Source organism: Streptomyces acidicola (assembly GCF_009377235.1).
GTDB classification, from domain to species: domain Bacteria; phylum Actinomycetota; class Actinomycetes; order Streptomycetales; family Streptomycetaceae; genus Streptomyces; species Streptomyces acidicola.
Genome location: NZ_VMNX01000190.1, coordinates 1 through 18,255, shown reverse-complemented (window position 1 = coordinate 18,255; position 18,255 = coordinate 1). Strand labels below are relative to the sequence as shown.

The window sequence follows — 18,255 nt, the reverse complement described above, 5'->3', positions numbered from 1 at the left end:
GCTGAGGGACGCGCCCCGCCTGCCCGGCTCCCCTCGGCTCACTCACCGAGGCCCGCCCCGGGGCAAAGACGAACCCCGGGGCAAAGACGAACCCCGGGGCACAGACCACCCCGGGCAGAGGCCTGCCCGGGGCGCAGGGAGCAGCAGGCAGCCCTACTCAGCCGCCCCGTACATCCGGTCCCCCGCGTCGCCGAGCCCCGGCACGATGTACCCGTTCTCGTTGAGCCGCTCGTCGACGGACGCCGTCACGACCGTGACCGGAGTGCCCGCCAGCTCGCGCTCCATGATCTCGACGCCCTCGGGGGCGGCGAGGAGCACCACCGCGGTCACGTCGTCGGCGCCGCGCCTGATCAGTTCCTGGATCGCCGCGACCAGGGTGCCGCCCGTGGCGAGCATCGGGTCAAGCACGTACACCTGGCGCCCGGAGAGGTCCTCGGGCATGCGCGTGGCGTACGTGGAGGCCTGGAGCGTCTCCTCGTTGCGGATCATGCCCAGGAAGCCCACCTCGGCGGTCGGCAGCAGGCGGACCATGCCGTCCAGCATGCCGAGACCGGCGCGCAGGATCGGCACGACCAGCGGGCGCGGATGGGAGAGCTTGACGCCGGTGGTGGAGGCGACCGGGGTCACGATGTCGACCGCCTCGGTGCGCACGTCGCGGGTGGCCTCGTAGGCGAGCAGGGTGACCAGCTCGTCGGCCAGGCGGCGGAAGGTCGCGGAGTCGGTGCGCTGGTCGCGCAGCGTGGTGAGCTTATGGGCGACCAGAGGGTGGTCGACGACGTGGAGACGCATGTCCATCAGGGTATCCGGGCCACCGACGCCCTCGACCGTCGCGCCGAGCAGACCCCCCACCGGCCCGGCAAGGGCTCCCCGTGAACGTCACCCCGATGCCCGCATCAAACCGCCCGCCCGGGGAATGCCGCAAGAATCAGCTGGGGGTGGGTCTATGCCGAACGTGGACGAGGGTTCCCCGGAACTGCGGGAGGAACGGCGAGGGGAACGGCGGGAGGAACACCGGCAGGAACACCGGGAGGACCCGCGAGAGACCGAGGCCGAGCGCAGGAGGCGCCGGGCCCGGTTCCTGCGGGAGCTGACGGAGGCCCGGGAACTGCGCGACCGTGTCCAGCCCCGCCGCGCCAGGACGGCCCGCCTGCGACACGCGATGCGCATGCGCACGTTCCGCTGGTAGCAACGCGCCGTTTCCGCCGGACCACACGGCCGTTCATGTGGTGACCGCGTGCGGCCACGGCGCCCGGATCCGCGTACGATCGCCACGGCGGCAACAAGCGTCCAGTGCACCCTCGCCGAGCCGGTGAGCACGGGCTACTGCGTCCCGCGGGCGATCGGGCGAATCAGCGACGTGCGATCAAGAGTGAGGGACACAGCGGGCCGAAGACGTCCCCTGAGCGCTCTGTTTCTGCCACGATTCCGATTGGGTGGGACTCGGAGCACGCACTCCCCGCCCGCAACCTCCGCCGGGGGGACCCCCAACCGGCACGCCTATGACCAGTGGGAGAGTCACGGTGTACTTCGCCGCACTGCTCGCGCGCACCGAAGACGGGTGGGAAGCGAGCGATACAGAGCTCGACGATGTGGAAACCCTGTCGGATCTCGCCGACCTGGCCCGTGAAGCCTCTCCCGAGGACGACACGGTGCTGGTGCTCATCGAGCAGGAGGACGCGTGGTTCGGCGTCGTCCGCATCGATGGCGAGGACGACCCTCGTATCTATGTCTCGGACGCCGCTGCCGCTGCCCGCAGCTCGTACGGCGAGATCCTGCTCACGGACGAACTGCTCGGGAGGGAACCCGGCGACGACGACGCGGACCTGGACTCCCTCGACCTCGACGGCACCGAGGACGGTGAGCCGGAGACCGACGACGATGACGACGGCGCGGCCGCCGATGCCGCCGTGCCGCACGGCCCCGTCGGGGACAGAGAGGTCCTCGACGACCTGGGCGTCAGCGAGAAGGAACTGCACTCCCTCGACGCGGACGACGCGTTGAGCGCGATCGCCGAGGCACTGGGCGCCTCGGAGGTCCTGGAGACGGTCCGCTGAGCCCCTGCCCGGCACATCGGACCCCGGAAGCCGGCCGGGCACCGGGCGACCCGGACCCGGTGCGCGACCGCTGGCGGGCCGCGATGCGGCTCGCCCTGGACGAGGCGAGGCGCGCGACCGCGGGCGGAGACGTCCCGGTCGGCGCCGTCGTACTGGCCCCGGACGGCACAACCGTGCTGGGCGCCGGGCACAACGAGCGCGAGGCGACCGGCGATCCGACGGCACACGCCGAGGTGCTGGCCATCCGCCGGGCCGCCGCGCAGCTCGGAGGGTGGCGGCTCACCGGCTGCACGCTGGTCGTCACCCTCGAACCCTGCACGATGTGCGCGGGCGCCCTGGTGCAGTCCCGGGTCGACCGGGTCGTCTACGGCGCCCGCGACGAGAAGGCCGGCGCGACGGGCTCCCTCTGGGACGTCGTGCGCGACCGCCGCCTCAACCACCGCCCCGAGGTGATCGAGGGCGTACTCGCGCCCGAGTGCGCCGGGCTCCTCACGGACTTCTTCCGCACCCGCTGACATCCGACTTTCTTCCGTACAAGCTGGGATCCGCCAAGGCCCGCCGGGACCCGTCCAGACCCACCGGGACCCGGCGCACAACGGGCACCCAGCCCCACGCATACCGATTTCAAACCAGGGCCCACCTTGGGGTAGGGTCTCTCTCGGTAGCGTGTCCGAGCGGCCGAAGGAGCTCGCCTCGAAAGCGAGTGTGGCGCAAGTCACCGAGGGTTCAAATCCCTCCGCTACCGCTGAAGAAGGGCCCCGTCGAGAGACGGGGCCCTTTGTGCGTGGACCTGGTGAGCATCGCGATCACCACAATTCCCGCGAACACATGCCCGAGATACACTCACCGCCGGCAATCAGGGCCCATGGGGCGCAGGAGACGGGGGAGGCCTCGTGGCAGTACAGGGAAAGAAGATCGCGGTGTTTGTGCTCGTGGTCTTCGTGGCCTATGCGATCATCACCGACCCGGAGAAGGCCGCCGACTACGTCCAGATAGGGTTCGAGGGCATCTCGAGCGCCGCCCAGGCCATCGGCGACTTCATGACGTGGGTCGTCAACGGGGGCGAGTGACCGACCCGTACCCCTGGGAGCGCCCATGATCCGCCACCTGGTCCTCTTCAAGCTCAACGACGGCGTGGAGCGCGACGACCCCCGCGTCGTGGCGGGCGTCGAGGCCTTCCGTGCCCTCGGCGGCCTCATCGAGGAGCTGCGCTTCTGGGAGCTGGGCTGGAACATCTCCGAGCGGCCCATCGCCTACGACTTCGCGATCAACTCGGCGGTCGACGACGCGGACGCGCTCCAGCGGTACCTGGAGCACCCGGCGCACCAGGAGGGCGTGGCGCTGTGGCGCGAGTTCGCCACCTGGGTGGTCGCCGACTACCAGTTCTGAAGCCGCCGTCCGGCCCCCGCCGGAGCCTTCCGCTCCGCCCCCGCCGGAGCCTTCCGCTCCGCCCTCGCCGGAGCCTTCCGCTCCGCCCCCGCCGGAGCCTTCCGCTCCGCCCTCGCCGGAGGCTTCCGTTCCACCCCCGCCGGAGCCTTCCGCTCCATCCCTGCCGGAGCCTTCCGCCGAACTGGCGGAGGGCTCCGCTGCGTCGTGCTGCGTCGTACGGCTCAACTCTCGGTCCCTCGTTCCCGCGCATCCTCAACACGGCGATATGCGGTGCTTGATCGCAACGCGCATGTCTTGTGATGCTATGACCGGTTTTGACGGATGCGTTGACGGATCACGAGGTGGAGTTGACCGTGCCGGCCAGTACTGCGCCTCAAGCACCGCACCAGTCGACGGGCGAACCGTCCCGCGTCCGGGCCGAGCCTTCCGAGTCGCCGTCCGAACCATCCCCGGAACCCACGCCCCAGCGCAGACGGGGCGCCGACACCCGTGCCCTCACCCAGGTGCTCTTCGCGGAGCTCAAGCACCTGGAGCCGGGCACCCCCGACCACGACCGTGTGCGCGGCGCGCTCATCGAGGCCAACCTCCCCCTCGTCCGTTACGCCGCCACCCGCTTCCGCAGCCGCAACGAGCCCATGGAGGACGTGGTCCAGGTCGGCACGATCGGGCTGATCAACGCCATCGACCGGTTCGACCCGGACCGGGGCGTCCAGTTCCCCACCTTCGCGATGCCCACCGTGATCGGCGAGATCAAGCGCTACTTCCGCGACAACGTCCGCACGGTCCACGTCCCGCGCCGTCTGCACGAGCTGTGGGTGCAGGTCAACAGCGCGACCGAGGACCTCACCACCGCCTTCGGACGCACCCCCACGACCGCCGAGATCGCCGAGCGGCTGCGCATCACCGAGGAGGACGTGCTGTCCTGCATCGAGGCCGGACGCTCGTACCACGCGACCTCGCTGGAGGCGGCCCAGGAGGGCGACGGGCTGCCGGGCCTGCTCGACCGGCTCGGCTACGAGGACCCGGCGCTCGACGGCGTCGAACACCGCGACCTCGTACGCCACCTCCTCGTCCAGCTCCCCGAACGGGAACAGCGCATCCTTCTGCTGCGCTACTACAGCAATCTGACCCAGTCACAGATCAGTGCCGAGCTCGGCGTCTCCCAGATGCATGTCTCACGGCTGCTTGCCCGTAGCTTCGCCCGGCTGCGGTCGGCGAACCGGATCGAGGCCTGAAGGCCGCCGGCGGGGCCCCGAAGACCGCCGACGGGGCACGGAACCGCAGCCGCCCGGAGGGCCACGCACCCCCGTCGCAAATGATGTCCAGCATCCGGGATGACCTGCGAAAGCGGAGGTGGCCGGCGGGGCACGCGGGGCGCACAAGGGCAGACGGGGCGCACAGAAAAGCCGGCTTCGACATGGGCCCAGGCCATGACGGGTAACCGAAAGTAAGGCCGGGTTGTCACCTGCGCGAGCGAATTGCCCATCCGTCCATTTTCCGGCATCTCTGCGCTGAAACACCCTCAGACCCCCAGTTACCAGGGCTGATGCACCCTGGCAATGTCGACATGTCACTACAGCGCGTTGCCGACATGTGACATTCTGCGGGAAGCGCGTTTGCCGCAGCCGCGCCGCCGGTATTCAGGTGGAGGCTGCGTTCCCTACGACGGGAGCGTCCGCCGCGTCCGTCCGCGACCCAAAGGGGGTGGCATGTCCGCAGACCAGGGCAGCTCGAAGGTGCTCACGCTCGACAAGAGCGAGTCCGCGCCCGACGCTCTCCAGGCCCCTCAGGACCTTCAGGGCCCGCAGGACCTTCCGGGTCCCCCGGTCCTCCCGGCCGTATCGGCTTCGGAGTCCATCGACACCCGCACCCTGTCCCGCTCCCTGTTCCTGCGGCTCGCCGCACTGGACGAGAACAGCCCCGAGCGTGCCTACGTCCGGGACACCCTCATCGAGCTCAACCTCCCGCTGGTGCGTTACGCCGCCGCCCGCTTCCGGTCGCGCAACGAGCCGATGGAGGACATCGTCCAGGTCGGCACGATCGGCCTGATCAAGGCGATCGACCGCTTCGACTGCGAACGGGGCGTGGAGTTCCCGACGTTCGCCATGCCGACGGTCGTGGGCGAGATCAAGCGGTTCTTCCGCGACACCTCGTGGTCGGTCCGGGTCCCGCGCCGCCTCCAGGAGCTGCGCCTGGCGCTGACCAAGGCGAGCGACGAGCTCTCCCAGAAGCTCGACCGCTCCCCGACGGTCCCCGAACTCGCGGCCGTACTGGGCGTGTCCGAGGAGGACGTGGTCGACGGCCTCGCCGTGGGCAACGCGTACACGGCGTCCTCCCTCGACTCCCCGGCCCCCGAGGACGACGGCGGCGAGGGCTCCCTGGCGGACCGCCTCGGCTACGAGGACACCGCGCTGGAGGGCGTGGAGTACCGCGAGTCCCTGAAGCCCCTGCTCGCCAAGCTGCCGCCCCGCGAGCGCCGCATCATCATGCTGCGCTTCTTCGCGAACATGACGCAGTCGCAGATCGGCGAGGAGGTCGGCATCTCCCAGATGCACGTCTCCCGCCTCCTCACCCGCACGCTGGCCCAGCTGCGGGACGGGCTGATCTCGGACTGACCGAGGGGCCGAGCGGCTCCGGGGAAGTCCGGGCCCGGTCCCCGGTGTTGCTCACGCCGGCCGTTGCCGACGGGTTCCTCATTGACGACCCGTCAGTCACACTGGCGCGATGCCTCACACGACGTGGACACGTGACCGCCGGGGTGCCGTCATCGGCGCCTCGGCGGTTCTCGTATGTCTGGGCGGAGCGCTGGCGTCCTGCGGAAGCGCCGACGGCGACGGCTATGTGGCCGTGGGCTCGGGAGCCGGCTCGTCCCGGCCGGCCGTGGCGCCGACGGGGGACGTGACCTTCGTACCGCTCGACGACGGGGGACCGTCGGCCGACCCCGGGCGCCCCGGTACGGCCGATCCGCCCGAAGGGCAGGGTGGTTCGGGCGCGGCGAACCCGCCGGGTACGGCGAACGGCCCGGCTACCGGGCCCGACCTCCCCGGCGCGTCGGGCGACCGGCCCGCAGACGATGCCGGCTCCGGCTCCGGCTCCGGTCGTACGGCGACGCAGACGCCCTCCGCCTCGACGCCGCCGCCCTCCTCCGACTCCCCCGACTCCCCGGCCGACGGCGGTACGCCGGCACCGTCCCCCACCGGCCCCGCCGGGCTGAGCGTGAGCGAGCCCGAGCGGGAACCCACCGACAAGCGGTGGTGCGAGAAGGTGACCGTGCAGTTCCGCAACACCGGTGGCACCGCGGTGCGTTCGGGAAAGGTGACCTTCGGTACGCATGTCATCGGCCCGCTCGGCATCGACTGGGCGACCGTGGAGTCCACGAGGAGACTCCCCGCCCCCATCGCCGGCGGGTCGAGCCGCGAGAAGACCTGGACGGTGTGCGTCGAGGAGTGGCGGGTGCCACTCGGGATGCACATCGAGACGCAGGACGTCTCGGTGAAGTGGAAATGACTGCTGAAGACGACTACTGAAGACGACTACTGAAGACGACTACTGAAGACGACTGCCGAAGGTGACTGCCTAAGGTGACCGCTGAAGTGACTACTTCAGCGCGAGCCAGATGACAGCGGCGACGACCGCCACGGCCACGACGACGCCGACGATCACGCCGACGCGGGGGCCGGAGGACGCGGCCGCCGCCTGTTGACGGCCCTGGGGCTCGTCGACGAAGGCGCGGAACATCTGAGTGCTGCCGGCGGGGTCGTTGTTGCCCTGCGGGCCCTGGGTGTTAGCCATGGCCCAGGACCCTAGCGAATGGGGAGGGGATCGCCCCAGTGGGGTGCCCTCGCCCGGTGTACCTGGCTGCGGAATACCGGACGGGCCGTCGGCACGGGCCCTGCCTGCGGGTTTACGTTCGCCAATGCTTGCCTTTGCCAAGGTTTTAGCCCGGAAGTACCCGTTCCTATTTGCCTGTAGCAACCAATCAAACTTATGGTTGCTCAAAGCAACAAGCTCGGGAGGCGACCGGCGATGGCCGAGAAGACGCAGTACGAGGAGCTTGCCCGTTCGTTCAGCGCCATCGGGGTCGTGAAGCGGGACATGGGGCGGATCCTGCCGCCGGACTGCCCCGGAGGGTCGGCCGGAGTGCTGACGCTGCTCGGACGGCACGGCGACATGCGGATGAGCAGGCTCGCGGAGCTGCTTTCCGTGGACATGTCGGTGACCAGCCGCCATGTCGCCCACGTCGCCGAGCGCGGCTGGATCGAGCGGCTCCCCGACCCGGACGACAGACGCTCGCGCATCCTGCGCCTGACGCCCGCGGGCCGGGACCGGCTCGACGACCTCTACGAGCGCACCACCCAACTGCTCGCCGACCGGCTGGGCGACTGGTCCGACGACGAGGTCGGGCTGCTCATCGGACTCATGACCCGGCTGCGCGAGAGCTTCGACGACTGCCGGGCCGGGCCACGGATCACGCCCACCGCGCCCGGCACGGAAGCCATCGCACCCGTCGCAGAAGAGAACACCACCGAACCCACACCCCGTACACCCGCATAAGCAGTAACGAAGAGAAGGAAGCCCATGGCAACGACCACACCAGCCGGTGTGCGGGCCCATGCCAAGCACGCGGGCGCAGCCCCGGGCGGCGACGCGATGTCGCACCGGCAGATCATGGAAGCGCTGACCGGGCTGCTGCTCGGCATGTTCGTCGCGATCCTGTCGTCGACGATCGTGTCCAACGCCCTGCCCGACATCATCAAGGACCTCGGCGGCGGCCAGAACGCCTACACCTGGGTCGTCACCGCCTCGCTGCTGACGATGACGGCGTCCACCCCGTTGTGGGGCAAGCTCGCCGACCTCGTCTCCAAGAAGCTGCTGATCCAGATTGCCCTCGTCATCTTCGTGGCCGGTTCGGCGGCGGCCGGTCTGTCGCAGAACCCGGGCATGCTCATCACGTTCCGCGCGGTCCAGGGCATCGGCATGGGCGGCCTGTCCTCGCTGGCCCAGATCATCCTGGCCGCGATGATCTCCCCGCGTGAGCGCGGCCGCTACAACGGCTACCTCGGCGCCACCTTCGCCACCGCGATGGTCGGCGGCCCGCTGATCGGCGGTGTCATCACCGACACCAGCTGGCTGGGCTGGCGCTGGTGCTTCTACGTCGGCGTGCCCTTCGCCGTGGTGGCCCTGATCGTGCTGCAGAAGACCCTGCACCTCCCCGTCGTCAAGCGGCGGGTCAAGGTCGACTGGGCGGGCGCCTTCTTCATCAGCGCGGCGGTCTGCCTGCTGCTGGTCTGGGTGACCTTCGCCGGTGACAAGTACGACTGGCTGTCCTGGCAGACGTACGCGATGGTCGGCGGCACGCTGGCGCTGCTGCTGGTGTTCCTCCTCGTCGAGACGAAGGCGAGCGAGCCGATCATCCCGCTGCGGCTGTTCCGCAACCGCACGATCACGCTGGCCTCGCTGGCCTCCCTCTTCGTCGGCATCGCGATGTTCGCGGGCACCATCTTCTTCAGCCAGTACTTCCAGCTGGCCCGGGACAAGTCGCCGACCATGTCCGGCGTCATGACCATCCCGATGATCGGCGGACTGTTCGTCGCCTCCACCGTCTCCGGCCAGATCATCACCCGCACCGGCCGCTGGAAGGCCTGGCTGCTGGCAGGCGGTGTGCTGCTGACCGCGGGCCTCGGCCTGCTGGGCACGATCCGGTACGACACCCCGTACTGGCACGTGGCGTCCTTCATGGCGCTGCTGGGTCTCGGCGTCGGCATGATGATGCAGAACCTGGTGCTGTGCACGCAGAACCAGGTGGCCCCCACCGACCTGGGTGCCGCCAGCTCGGTGGTGAACTTCTTCCGCTCGCTCGGCGGTGCCGTGGGCGTCTCCGCGCTGGGCGCGGTCCTGGCCCACCGGATCACCAACTACGTCGAGGAGGGCGTGGCCGGCCTCGGCCCCAAGTACGCGTCCGCGCTCGCCGGTTCGGACTCCTCCAACAGCATCCCGGACGTCGACGCGCTGCCGGCGCCGCTGCGCACGGTGGTCGAGAGCGCCTACGGCCACGGTGTGGCGGATGTCTTCCTCTACGCGACCCCGATCGCGCTGATCGCCCTCTTCGTCGCCGTCTTCATCAAGGAGGTGCCGCTGCGGACGAAGAACGCGCTGGCCCAGGCCGCCGAGGAGCAGGCACCGGCCACGGCTGCGGCTCCGGCCACCGTGGCTTCGGCGCAGGCCACCGAGGCTCCCGCGGCGCTCGCCACGGCCGAGTCCAGGGTCCCGAGCTGGGCCACCACCGCCTCCGCCGCCCCGGAGGCCGAGCCCGAGGGCACCCTGAAGCTCGCGGCCGTCGCCACGGTGGCTCCCGACTCCGAGTCGTCCGCCGCCACCGGTGGCACCCCGATCCACGGCCACGTCCGCGGCGCCGAGAGCGCCCCCCTGCCGCAGGCCTCCGTCACGCTGATCTCCCTCGGGGGACGGCAGCTGGGCCGCGCGGTCGCCCATGCCGACGGCGCCTACAGGGTGGACGCGCCCGGCTCGGGCTCGTACGTCCTGATCGCCGCCGCCGACGGCTTCCAGCCCCAGGCGTCCACGATCGTGGTGGACGGCGGGCCGGTCACGTACGACATCCTGCTCAGCGGCACCAGCGGGCTGAGCGGCACGGTCCGCGACGCCGGAACGGCCGTCCCGGTCAAGGACGCGATGGTCGTCGTCACGGACGTGCGCGGTGACGTGCTGGCCACAGGAACGACCGGCCGGCAGGGCGAGTTCACCTTCGCCGACCTCGTGCCCGGCACGGTGACGGTCGCCGTGAACGCGACGGGCCACCGCCCCCGCGCCCTCCCCGTCGACATCGGCGGCACCGGCGTCACCCGGATCGAGGTCGACCTCCACGCCGGAGCCCGCCTCCAGGGTGTCGTACGGGCCATGGGCGGCTCCCCCCTCGGTGACGCCCGCGTCACCCTGGTCGACGCGGCGGGCAACGTCGTCGGTACGGCCACGACCGGCACGGACGGGGCGTACGCCTTCACCGACCTGGACGGCGGCGAGTACACCGTCATCGCGACGGGCTATCCGCCGGTGGCGACCGCCCTCACGGTCACCGGCCCGGGAGTCGACGGCCACGACATCGAACTGGCCCACCCCGGCGAGTAGTTCACCCCGCTCACCAGAACCCCGGCCCGTGGAGCACGCGCAGAGCGGACGCGTGCTCCACGGGCCGGCCTCATCCAAGGAGTCACCCACGATGGGACTGACGGCGAAGATCCGTACCCGTGACGGTTGGGCCGTGTCACACGCGGTCGTCACGCTGACCGACATGACGGGCAGGCAGATGGTGCGTGCCGCGGCCGACGACGAGGGCACGGTACGCGACACCACAGCCCTCGCCCCCGGCGCGTACACCGCGATCGTCACGGCCGTCGGCTACACACCCACCGCGTCCACCGTCATCGTCACGGCCGGTACGGGCCGGGCCGAGATCGGCACCGTGACCCTCACCCGCCAGGGCGGCACCGAACTCCCCCCGCCCGGTCCCTGGACCATCGACCCGGCCCACTCCTCGATCACCGCCACCACCCGTCACCTGGGCATCTCCACCATTCACGGCCGCTTCACGGACTTCTCCGGCCAGATCGAGGTGGCCCCCGACGACGCGGCCAAGTCCCGGGTGGAGGCCGTCATCACCGCCGCCTCCATCGACACGGGGAACGGCATGCGGGACGACCACCTCCGCTCCGCGGACTTCCTGGACGTCTCGGCCCACCCGGAGATCACCTACCGCTCGACCGGGCTCAGCCCCGGCCCCGGCCCCGACCGCTGGACGCTCCACGGCGACCTCACGATGCGTGGCGTCGCACGCCCGGCCGACCTCGCCCTCACCTATCTGGGCACCGGCACGGACCCCTGGGGCGGCATCCGGGCCGCCTTCCACGCCACCACCCAACTCCACCGCGACGACTTCGCCATGAACTACAACCAGGTACTCCAGGCGGGCATCGCAGCGGTCGGCACGACCCTCAAGGTGGAACTGGACATCCAGGCGGTCCAGGGCGAGACACTGCCGCAGGCGTAGGACGGCCGTAGGTATGAATGAAGGGATCACGCTCGGCAGGCGCACAAGGGCCTAGGCTGCGGCCATGGCACCGAACATCGCGACGAACACCTCCGTCACCCTCGACGAGCTGCTGGACTTCGTACGCCCGCGCCACCGCGCGATCCTGCTCACCCGCCGCACCGACGGAAGCCCCCAGGGTTCCCCCCTGACCTGCGGTGTCGACGACTCGGGCCGCATCGTGGTCTCGACCTACCCGGAGCGAGCCAAGACCCGCAACGCCAAGCGGGACGCCCAGGTCAGCCTGATCGTCCTCAGCGACGAGTGGAACGGCCCCTGGGTCCAGATCGACGGCACGGCCGAGGTCATCGACTCCCCCGACTCCGTCGAGCCGCTCGTGGAGTACTACCGGAACATCGCCGGCGAGCACCCGAACTGGGACGAGTACCGGGCGGCCATGGTCAAGCAGGGCAAGTCGATCATCCGCGTCACCCCCACGAAGTGGGGCCCGGTGGCCACGGGGGGCTTCCCGGCGCGGCTTGCTCCGCAGGAGTAGGGGGTCGGCGTCTGCCCCGCTGGGGTCGGTGGACGGCTGCGGGTTTGTGGTGGCTGGTCGCGCCCACGCGGCGGAGCCGCACATTCAAAGCAGCCCCGCGCCCCTGCAAAGCACGCGCGCACCCGAGCCCGCGAGCGCACCGCGCCGCACGCCGACCGCACCGCCCACCACCCGGCAGCCGTGCCCGCACCCGTCACGTACCGGCAGCCGTGCCCGCACCTGCCACGCACGGGGAGCCGTGCCCGCACCTGCCACCACCCGGCAGCCGTGCCCGCACCTGCCACGTACCGGCAGCCGTGCCCGCACCTGCCACGCACGGGGAGCCGTGCCCGCACCTGCCACCACCCGGCAGCCGTGCCCGCACCTGCCACGTACCGGCAGCCGTGCCCGCACCTGCCACGCACGGGGAGCCGTGCCCGCACCCGCCACCACCCGGCAGCCGTGCCCGCACCTGCCACGTCCCGGCAGCCGTGCCCGCCCCTGCCACGCACGGGGAGCCGTGCCCGCACCTGCCACCACCCGGCAGCCGTGCCCGCACCTGCCACGTACCGGCAGCCGTGCCCGCACCTGCCACGCACGGGGAGCCGTGCCCGCACCTGCCACCACCCGGCAGCCGTGCCCGCACCTGCCACGTACCGGCAGCCGTGCCCGCACCTGCCACGCACGGGGAGCCGTGCCCGCACCCGCCACGCACGGGGAGCCGTGCCCGCACCCGCCACGCACGGGGAGCCGTGCCCGCACCCGCCACGTACCGGCAGCCGTGCCCGCACCCGCCACGCACGGGGAGCCGTGCCCGCACCCGCCACGCACGGGGAGCCGTGCCCGCACCCGTCACGCACCGGCAGCCGTGCCCGTAGCCCGACGCGCCCGGCAGCCGCGTACGCGCGGCAGGGGGTGTGCCGGGAGGTTTCCGCCCGCAGCGGCCGGCGTCCGCCGCCGGGCACATCGCACCCCCACAGAACCGCCGGACCGAGGACGGAGACCTCTCGGCGCGCCCCCGACCCCGTACGAACCCCGGGCGCCCAAGCCACAACGGCGGGAAACACGCGGGCCAAACACGCACCCCCACCGGCAGAACTCACCCGACCCGCGCCACCCGCGCCTCGATCCCCCCGATCACGATCTCCAGCGCGGTGGAGAAGTCCCGCTCGAACATCTCGCCCACCGTGTCACCCCCACGGGCCTCCATGATCGCCTTGGACCTCTCCATGACGTGGCTGATCTCCGGCACCTGCATCACCGCGGCGATGGCATCGCTGAAGTACTCGTCGTGACTCACTCCGGCCGCCGCGCAGCGCTCGATGAAGTGCCCCTCGATCGTGCCGAACCCGTACACGAACTGGAAGACCGCCGAGATCGCCGCCGTCTGCTCGGACAACGGCAGCCCTGTCCGGCGGATCACGCGTTGAACGGCGAAGGAGAACTCCAGGTAGTTCGGCCCGATGTTGAGGAACGTCCCGGCGAGCGGCGACACCCACGGATGGCGGACCAGCACCGCCCGGTAGTCCACGGCGAGCTCCCGCAGCAGGTCACGCCAGTCCGCCGTGGACTCCTCTTCGTCGCCCGGGATGGTGGCGGGCACCCCCGTCTCACCGAACACCGTGTCCAGCGCCAGCTCCAGCAGATCGTCCTTCGTGTCCACGTACCAGTACACGGACATCGCGGTGACGTTCAGCTCCGCGGCCAGCCGTCGCATCGAGAACTTGGCCAGCCCCTCGGCGTCCAGCAGTGCCACCGCCGTCGCGACGATCCGGTCCCGGTCGAGGCCGGAGGGCTGCCCGCCGCGCGCACCTCCGCCGCGTCGCGCCTTGTCCTCCAGCCAGACACTGGCCCGTGCCGAACGACGCTTCGCCCTCTCGGCTGCCACCATGGCGCACCTTCCTCGACACTCCAACAGCTGGTCACGATGCTAGGCGCACGCGTCCCTTCGGGGCGCGGGGCAGTGCGGACATGCGGCTCCGCCACGTGGGCGCGATCAACCACGAACAAACCTGTAGTCGCCCACGGACAGTTTCGACCGAGCTATTGGGCGCCCACCCGCTCAGCCCTGCGCAGCAGCACCGCCGCGACCACACCACCGAGCAGCACCGCCACCGCCCCCACCAGCTGACTGGTCTCCAGACCTGAGGAGAACGCCTCGGTGATCCGGTCCCGTTCGTCCTCCGACCCGGCCGCGGCCAGCGCCGCCGGCAAGGAGGACGCCGCGACCGGGATCAAGGCCGCGAAACGCGAGTTGAGGACGGCGCCCAGCACGGCCACGCCCAGCCCGTTGCCGAACTCCGCCAGCGTGCCGTTGATGCCTGCGCCCACGCCCGCCTTCTCCGGCGGGATGGCGCTCATGATGGCGTACGCCATGGCCGGGCTCGCGATCGCGGCACCGGCCCCGATGAGCACCAGACCGAGGAGCGTGCCCGGGTAGCCGTACTCGGTCAGCGTGGCGATCGACACCAGTCCGCCGGACGTCAGGATCATGCCGACGAGGATGGCGATCGGGGTGCCGAGCCGCGTCGCCCACTTCGCCGCCAGACCCGAGAAGTTCAGCACCACGATCGTGACGGCGAGCGGAGCCATGCGCAGACCGGCCTCCATGGCGTCGTAGCCGAGGACGAACTGCAGGTACTGGGTGAGCAGGAACAGCGAGCCGGCCATGCCGAAGGCGATGAGCACCGCGCCCGCGACGGCGCCCGTGAACCGGCGGTCGCGGAAGAAGTGCATGTCGAGCATGGGATACGGGATGCGGCTCTCCCAGTACGCGAAGCCGGCCAGTACCAGCGCGGCCACCGCCGCGGTCGCCAGGACCCGGCCGGAGGTCCAGCCGTGCTCCGGCCCGGAGATGATCGCGAAGACGAGCGAGCCCATACCGATCGTGGACAGCAGCGCGCCCAGCAGATCCGGACGGTCTCCACGCGGGTCCTTGGACTCGGGCACGAGGGCCGCCACGGCCACCACGCCGAGTGCCGCGACCGGCAGGTTGATCATGAAGATCGCACCCCACCAGAAGTGGTCGAGTACGAAGCCGCCGACGAGGGGGCCGGTCGCGAAGCCGAGCGCGTTGACCGCTGCCCAGATGCCGATCGCCTTGGGCTGCTCCTCGGGCGTGAAGATCTGCATGGCGACGGCCAGCGTGGTGGTCATCAGGAGCGCACCGCCGATGCCCATGCCCGCGCGGGCAGCGATCAGCTGGCCGGTGGAGTCGGCGAGTCCGGCGACCAGCGAGCCGACACCGAACAGGGCGAGTCCCGCGATCAGCATCTTCTTGCGGCCGTAGCGATCGGCGGCGCTGCCCGCGGTGAGCAGCAGGCCGGACTGCACGAGCGAGTACGCGTTGATCATCCACTGGATGTCGGAGGTGGCCGCGCCGAGTTCCTCGGTGAGGGACGGGATCGCCACGTTGAGCACCGTGTTGTCGAGTACCACGGTGAGCAGCGCGAGGCTGAGGACGCCCAGGATCAGCCAGCGTTGGGGGTGCCCCTGGGCGGTGGGTGGGGAGGTGTCGGCGGTGGTCGGCGCCGTCATGGGAGGGCCCTTCTACGGTGTACGGGAATGGATCGCCATACACCGTAGAACGACTCCCATACACCGTACAAGGCAATTTCGGCGACGTACGGAAGGGCGGTGACCCTGGGGCGTGAAACCCCGGGCCACCGCCCTTGAGAAGCCCCGAACGATCAGGCTCCGTTCGTCAGCTGTCCCTGCTCGTCAGTTGTCGCCGCTCGTCGGCTGGGTCAGGTCGTAGAAGGTGGAGTTGCCCACCGTGACCTCCTTGAAGTTCTCCTGGACCCAGGAGCTGATCTGCGAGGCGGTGCCGTTGCTGCCGCTGCCGCTCATGCCGGGCATCATGCCGCCGCCGGAGCCGCTGGAGACGAAGTAGTGGATCTTGCCCTCCTCCACGTACTTCTTGAACTGGGCCGGCGTCGGGGACGGGTCGCTGCCGTTGAAGCCGCCGATCGCCATCACCGGCTCACCGGTGGAGAGCTGGTAGCTCGCGGCGTTCTGGGCGCCGATGGCGGCGGCGACCCAGGTGTAGTCACTCGCGTTCTTCTCCAGCAGTTCCTTGGCCTCGGAGCCGACGGAGGCGCCGTTGAGCAGACCGCCCATACCGCCACCGCCGCCCATGCCGCCCTCGGCCTTGCCGCCCTGCGGGCTCTGGTTCTGCTGCCCCTGCTGGCCCGGCTGGTTCTGGCCGCCACCCGGGAAACCGCCACCCGGGAAACCGCCACCGGGGAAGCCGCCGTTGCCGCCGGTCGGGGCTCGGCCCGTCTGACCGTTCTGACCGTTCTGGCCGTCACCGGGGAAGCCGCCGTCACCGGGACCGCCCCCGGGGAAGCCACCCCCACCCGGGCCACCGCGACCGCCCGCGACGGCGGGACCGGCCGTGACGATCGAGCCGCTGTGGCCCTCGCTCAGCGTGGTGAACGTGTAGGCCGTCGGACCGGCCAGCGCCGCGACGAAGCTCAGCCCGAGGACGCCCATGGTCAGTTGACGACCGAGTTTGCCGAGGAAGACCAGGCCCAGCGCGGCGACGAGACCGCCGACGAGCACGACCCACTTCAGCCAGGGGAGGTAGTCCGATGAGCGGTTGAGGAGGACGTACCCCCACACCGCGGTCGCCGTCATCGCGCCCGCCAGTGTCAGCGACGCCCAGGCCTTGCCGCGTTCCTCCCACAGGACGGCCACGCCCATACCGATCAGCGGCGCGACATAGGGAGCGAGGGCCACGGTGTAGTACTCGTGGAAGATGCCCTGCATAAAGCTGAAGATCACCACGGTGATCAGCAACGAGCCGCCCCAGACGAGGAAGGCGGAGCGGGCGGTGTCGCTCTGCTTGGCCCTGCGCGTCATCCAGAGCGCCGCGACGAGCATGATCAGCGCGGCCGGTATCAGCCAGGAGATCTGGCCGCCGATGTTGGAGCTGAACATCCGGTCCCAGCCGGACTCGCCCCACATGCCGCCGCCGTTGCCACCACCGCGGCCTCCTCCTCCGACGCTGCCGGTCTCGTCGCCGTTGATGCGGCCGAAGCCGTTGTAGCCGAAGGTCAGCTCCAGGAAGGAGTTGTCCTGCGAGCCGCCGATGTACGGGCGCGAGGACGTCGGCCACAGCTCGACGATCGCGACCCACCAGCCGCCCGCGACGACCATCGCGAGCCCGGCGAGAAGCACCTGGCCGACGCGCTTCTTCCAGGGGGCAGGCGCGAGGACCACGTACACCAGCGCGAGGACCGGCAGGATCAGGAAGGCCTGGAGGGTCTTCACCAGGAAGGCGAGGCCGATCGCGGCACCGGCCCACATCAGCCAAGTCGTCTGCGCCTTCTCCAGCGCGCGCAGTGTGCAGTAGACCGCGGTGGTCATCAGCAGCGCGAGGGCCGCGTCCGGGTTGTTGAAGCGGAACATCAACGCGGCGACGGGCGTGAACGCGAAGACCGCCATGGTGATGAAGCCGGCCGCGGCACTGAACCGGCGGCGCACGGACGCGTAGAGCACGGCCGCCGTGGCGACGGCCATCAGGACCTGCGGGAACAGGATCGCGAAGGAGTTGAGGCCGAAGACCCTGACCGACAGCGCCATCGGCCACAGCGAGGCCGGCGGCTTGTCGACGGTGATGGCGTTGGCCGCGTCGAGCGAGCCGAAGAAGAAGGCCTTCCAGGACTGGCTGCCCGCCTGCACGGCCGCTGAGTAGAAGGAGTTGGCGTACCCGGAGGCCGTGAGGTTCCAGGTGTAGAGGCCGCCGATCACCACGAGCATGAGGAGGAACGCGGGGCGCACCCAGCGGTTGTCCTCGGGGCGCCCTCTCCAGAGGCGGCGCCCGAGGGGCTGCTTGGGTTCGCCGGCGCCGGGGGCAGGGGCAGGGGCAGAGACAGGGGCAGGGTCCGACGGGGTACGGGAGGCCTGAGGAACCCCCGGCTCCTGGGCGGCCGTTCCGGTCGGCGGCCCCCAGGCGGGACTCGCCCCTCGCGGGGGGGTGGTGTCGGGCTGAGTGGTCATCGTGCGTTCCTCGAATCGTGATCGTGCGGGCGCACCGGCTCCAGCTGCACGGTCGCGTCCCCCCAGGTGCGGTCCGCGGCGTCACCGGCGCGGAACTGGGATGTGGAGTTCGGGGTGGTGGAGTCCGGCGTGGCGGAGTACGCGGCGGAGGAGTACGGGCCGGCGACATACGGCGACGGGGCGACGCCGGTCGGGACCCCCGGACCTCCCGGACCCCCCGGGCCCTCAGGGCC

At 70.9% G+C, this 18,255-nt stretch carries 17 protein-coding genes, 1 tRNA gene and 1 pseudogene; 13 read left to right on the top strand and 6 right to left on the bottom strand.

Annotated features, from left to right (window positions below; translation table 11 throughout):
* Window positions 1-153: 153 nt before the first annotated feature.
* Entirely contained in the window at window positions 154-789 is a 636-nt protein-coding gene (gene upp, locus FPZ41_RS34455) for a uracil phosphoribosyltransferase (RefSeq protein WP_131565766.1), read from the bottom strand.
* Window positions 790-943: 154 nt separating this feature from the next.
* On the opposite strand from upp, the gene FPZ41_RS34450 reads away from it, so the two are divergent.
* The 9 genes from FPZ41_RS34450 to FPZ41_RS34410 all read left to right on the top strand — a co-directional run bounded on the left by FPZ41_RS34450 (window position 944) and on the right by FPZ41_RS34410 (window position 6,950).
* Complete coding sequence (locus tag FPZ41_RS34450; protein ID WP_228023167.1) at window positions 944-1,186, top strand: hypothetical protein; 243 nt, start codon at window positions 944-946, stop codon at window positions 1,184-1,186.
* A 334-nt stretch (window positions 1,187-1,520) separates the two neighbouring features.
* The gene (locus FPZ41_RS34445; protein ID WP_322621088.1) at window positions 1,521-2,054 is read left to right on the top strand and encodes a tRNA adenosine deaminase-associated protein; all 534 of its coding nucleotides are present in this window, start codon (window positions 1,521-1,523) and stop codon (window positions 2,052-2,054) included.
* Between the two features lie 83 nt (window positions 2,055-2,137).
* On the top strand, window positions 2,138-2,569 hold the full coding sequence (tadA, locus tag FPZ41_RS34440) for a tRNA adenosine(34) deaminase TadA (RefSeq protein WP_228023168.1): 432 nt from the start codon (window positions 2,138-2,140) through the stop codon (window positions 2,567-2,569).
* 145 nt (window positions 2,570-2,714) lie between these two features.
* Window positions 2,715-2,799: transfer RNA gene (locus FPZ41_RS34435), tRNA-Ser, on the top strand.
* Between the two features lie 148 nt (window positions 2,800-2,947).
* A complete protein-coding gene (locus FPZ41_RS34430) occupies window positions 2,948-3,124 on the top strand; it encodes a hypothetical protein (protein ID WP_322621087.1) in 177 nt (58 codons plus the stop codon).
* 25 nt (window positions 3,125-3,149) lie between these two features.
* Window positions 3,150-3,443, top strand: a complete 294-nt coding sequence (locus FPZ41_RS34425) for a Dabb family protein (protein WP_152867510.1) — start codon at window positions 3,150-3,152, stop codon at window positions 3,441-3,443.
* Window positions 3,444-3,757: 314 nt separating this feature from the next.
* Window positions 3,758-4,678, top strand: coding sequence for an RNA polymerase sigma factor SigF (locus FPZ41_RS34420; protein ID WP_152867509.1), 921 nt, complete (start codon window positions 3,758-3,760; stop codon window positions 4,676-4,678).
* Window positions 4,679-5,152: 474 nt separating this feature from the next.
* Entirely contained in the window at window positions 5,153-6,058 is a 906-nt protein-coding gene (locus tag FPZ41_RS34415; protein WP_152867508.1) for an RNA polymerase sigma factor SigF, read from the top strand.
* A 109-nt stretch (window positions 6,059-6,167) separates the two neighbouring features.
* Window positions 6,168-6,950, top strand: a complete 783-nt coding sequence (locus FPZ41_RS34410) for a hypothetical protein (protein WP_152867507.1) — start codon at window positions 6,168-6,170, stop codon at window positions 6,948-6,950.
* A 90-nt stretch (window positions 6,951-7,040) separates the two neighbouring features.
* On the opposite strand, the gene FPZ41_RS34405 is transcribed toward FPZ41_RS34410, so the two are convergent.
* Entirely contained in the window at window positions 7,041-7,235 is a 195-nt protein-coding gene (locus FPZ41_RS34405) for a hypothetical protein (RefSeq protein WP_152867506.1), read from the bottom strand.
* Window positions 7,236-7,469: 234 nt separating this feature from the next.
* Here FPZ41_RS34405 and FPZ41_RS34400 point away from each other — a divergent pair, with 234 nt between their 5' ends.
* The 4 genes from FPZ41_RS34400 to FPZ41_RS34385 all read left to right on the top strand — a co-directional run bounded on the left by FPZ41_RS34400 (window position 7,470) and on the right by FPZ41_RS34385 (window position 12,040).
* Window positions 7,470-7,997, top strand: coding sequence for a MarR family winged helix-turn-helix transcriptional regulator (locus FPZ41_RS34400; protein WP_152867505.1), 528 nt, complete (start codon window positions 7,470-7,472; stop codon window positions 7,995-7,997).
* Between the two features lie 24 nt (window positions 7,998-8,021).
* The gene (locus FPZ41_RS34395) at window positions 8,022-10,586 is read left to right on the top strand and encodes an MFS transporter (RefSeq protein WP_194236310.1); all 2,565 of its coding nucleotides are present in this window, start codon (window positions 8,022-8,024) and stop codon (window positions 10,584-10,586) included.
* A 91-nt stretch (window positions 10,587-10,677) separates the two neighbouring features.
* Window positions 10,678-11,505, top strand: coding sequence for a YceI family protein (locus FPZ41_RS34390; RefSeq protein WP_152867504.1), 828 nt, complete (start codon window positions 10,678-10,680; stop codon window positions 11,503-11,505).
* 64 nt (window positions 11,506-11,569) lie between these two features.
* On the top strand, window positions 11,570-12,040 hold the full coding sequence (locus FPZ41_RS34385; protein ID WP_131565740.1) for a PPOX class F420-dependent oxidoreductase: 471 nt from the start codon (window positions 11,570-11,572) through the stop codon (window positions 12,038-12,040).
* 1,078 nt (window positions 12,041-13,118) lie between these two features.
* Here the strand turns inward: FPZ41_RS34385 and FPZ41_RS34380 are convergent.
* The 4 genes and pseudogenes from FPZ41_RS34380 to FPZ41_RS48910 all read right to left on the bottom strand — a co-directional run.
* A complete protein-coding gene (locus FPZ41_RS34380) occupies window positions 13,119-13,910 on the bottom strand; it encodes a TetR/AcrR family transcriptional regulator (protein ID WP_152867503.1) in 792 nt (263 codons plus the stop codon).
* Between the two features lie 152 nt (window positions 13,911-14,062).
* Complete coding sequence (locus FPZ41_RS34375) at window positions 14,063-15,556, bottom strand: MFS transporter (RefSeq protein ID WP_152867502.1); 1,494 nt, start codon at window positions 15,554-15,556, stop codon at window positions 14,063-14,065.
* Between the two features lie 183 nt (window positions 15,557-15,739).
* Window positions 15,740-18,022, bottom strand: coding sequence for an ArnT family glycosyltransferase (locus FPZ41_RS34370; protein ID WP_152867501.1), 2,283 nt, complete (start codon window positions 18,020-18,022; stop codon window positions 15,740-15,742).
* Window positions 18,019-18,255: pseudogene (locus FPZ41_RS48910) on the bottom strand (hypothetical protein); the annotation flags it as partial. The gene FPZ41_RS34370 and the pseudogene FPZ41_RS48910, both read right to left, overlap by 4 nt.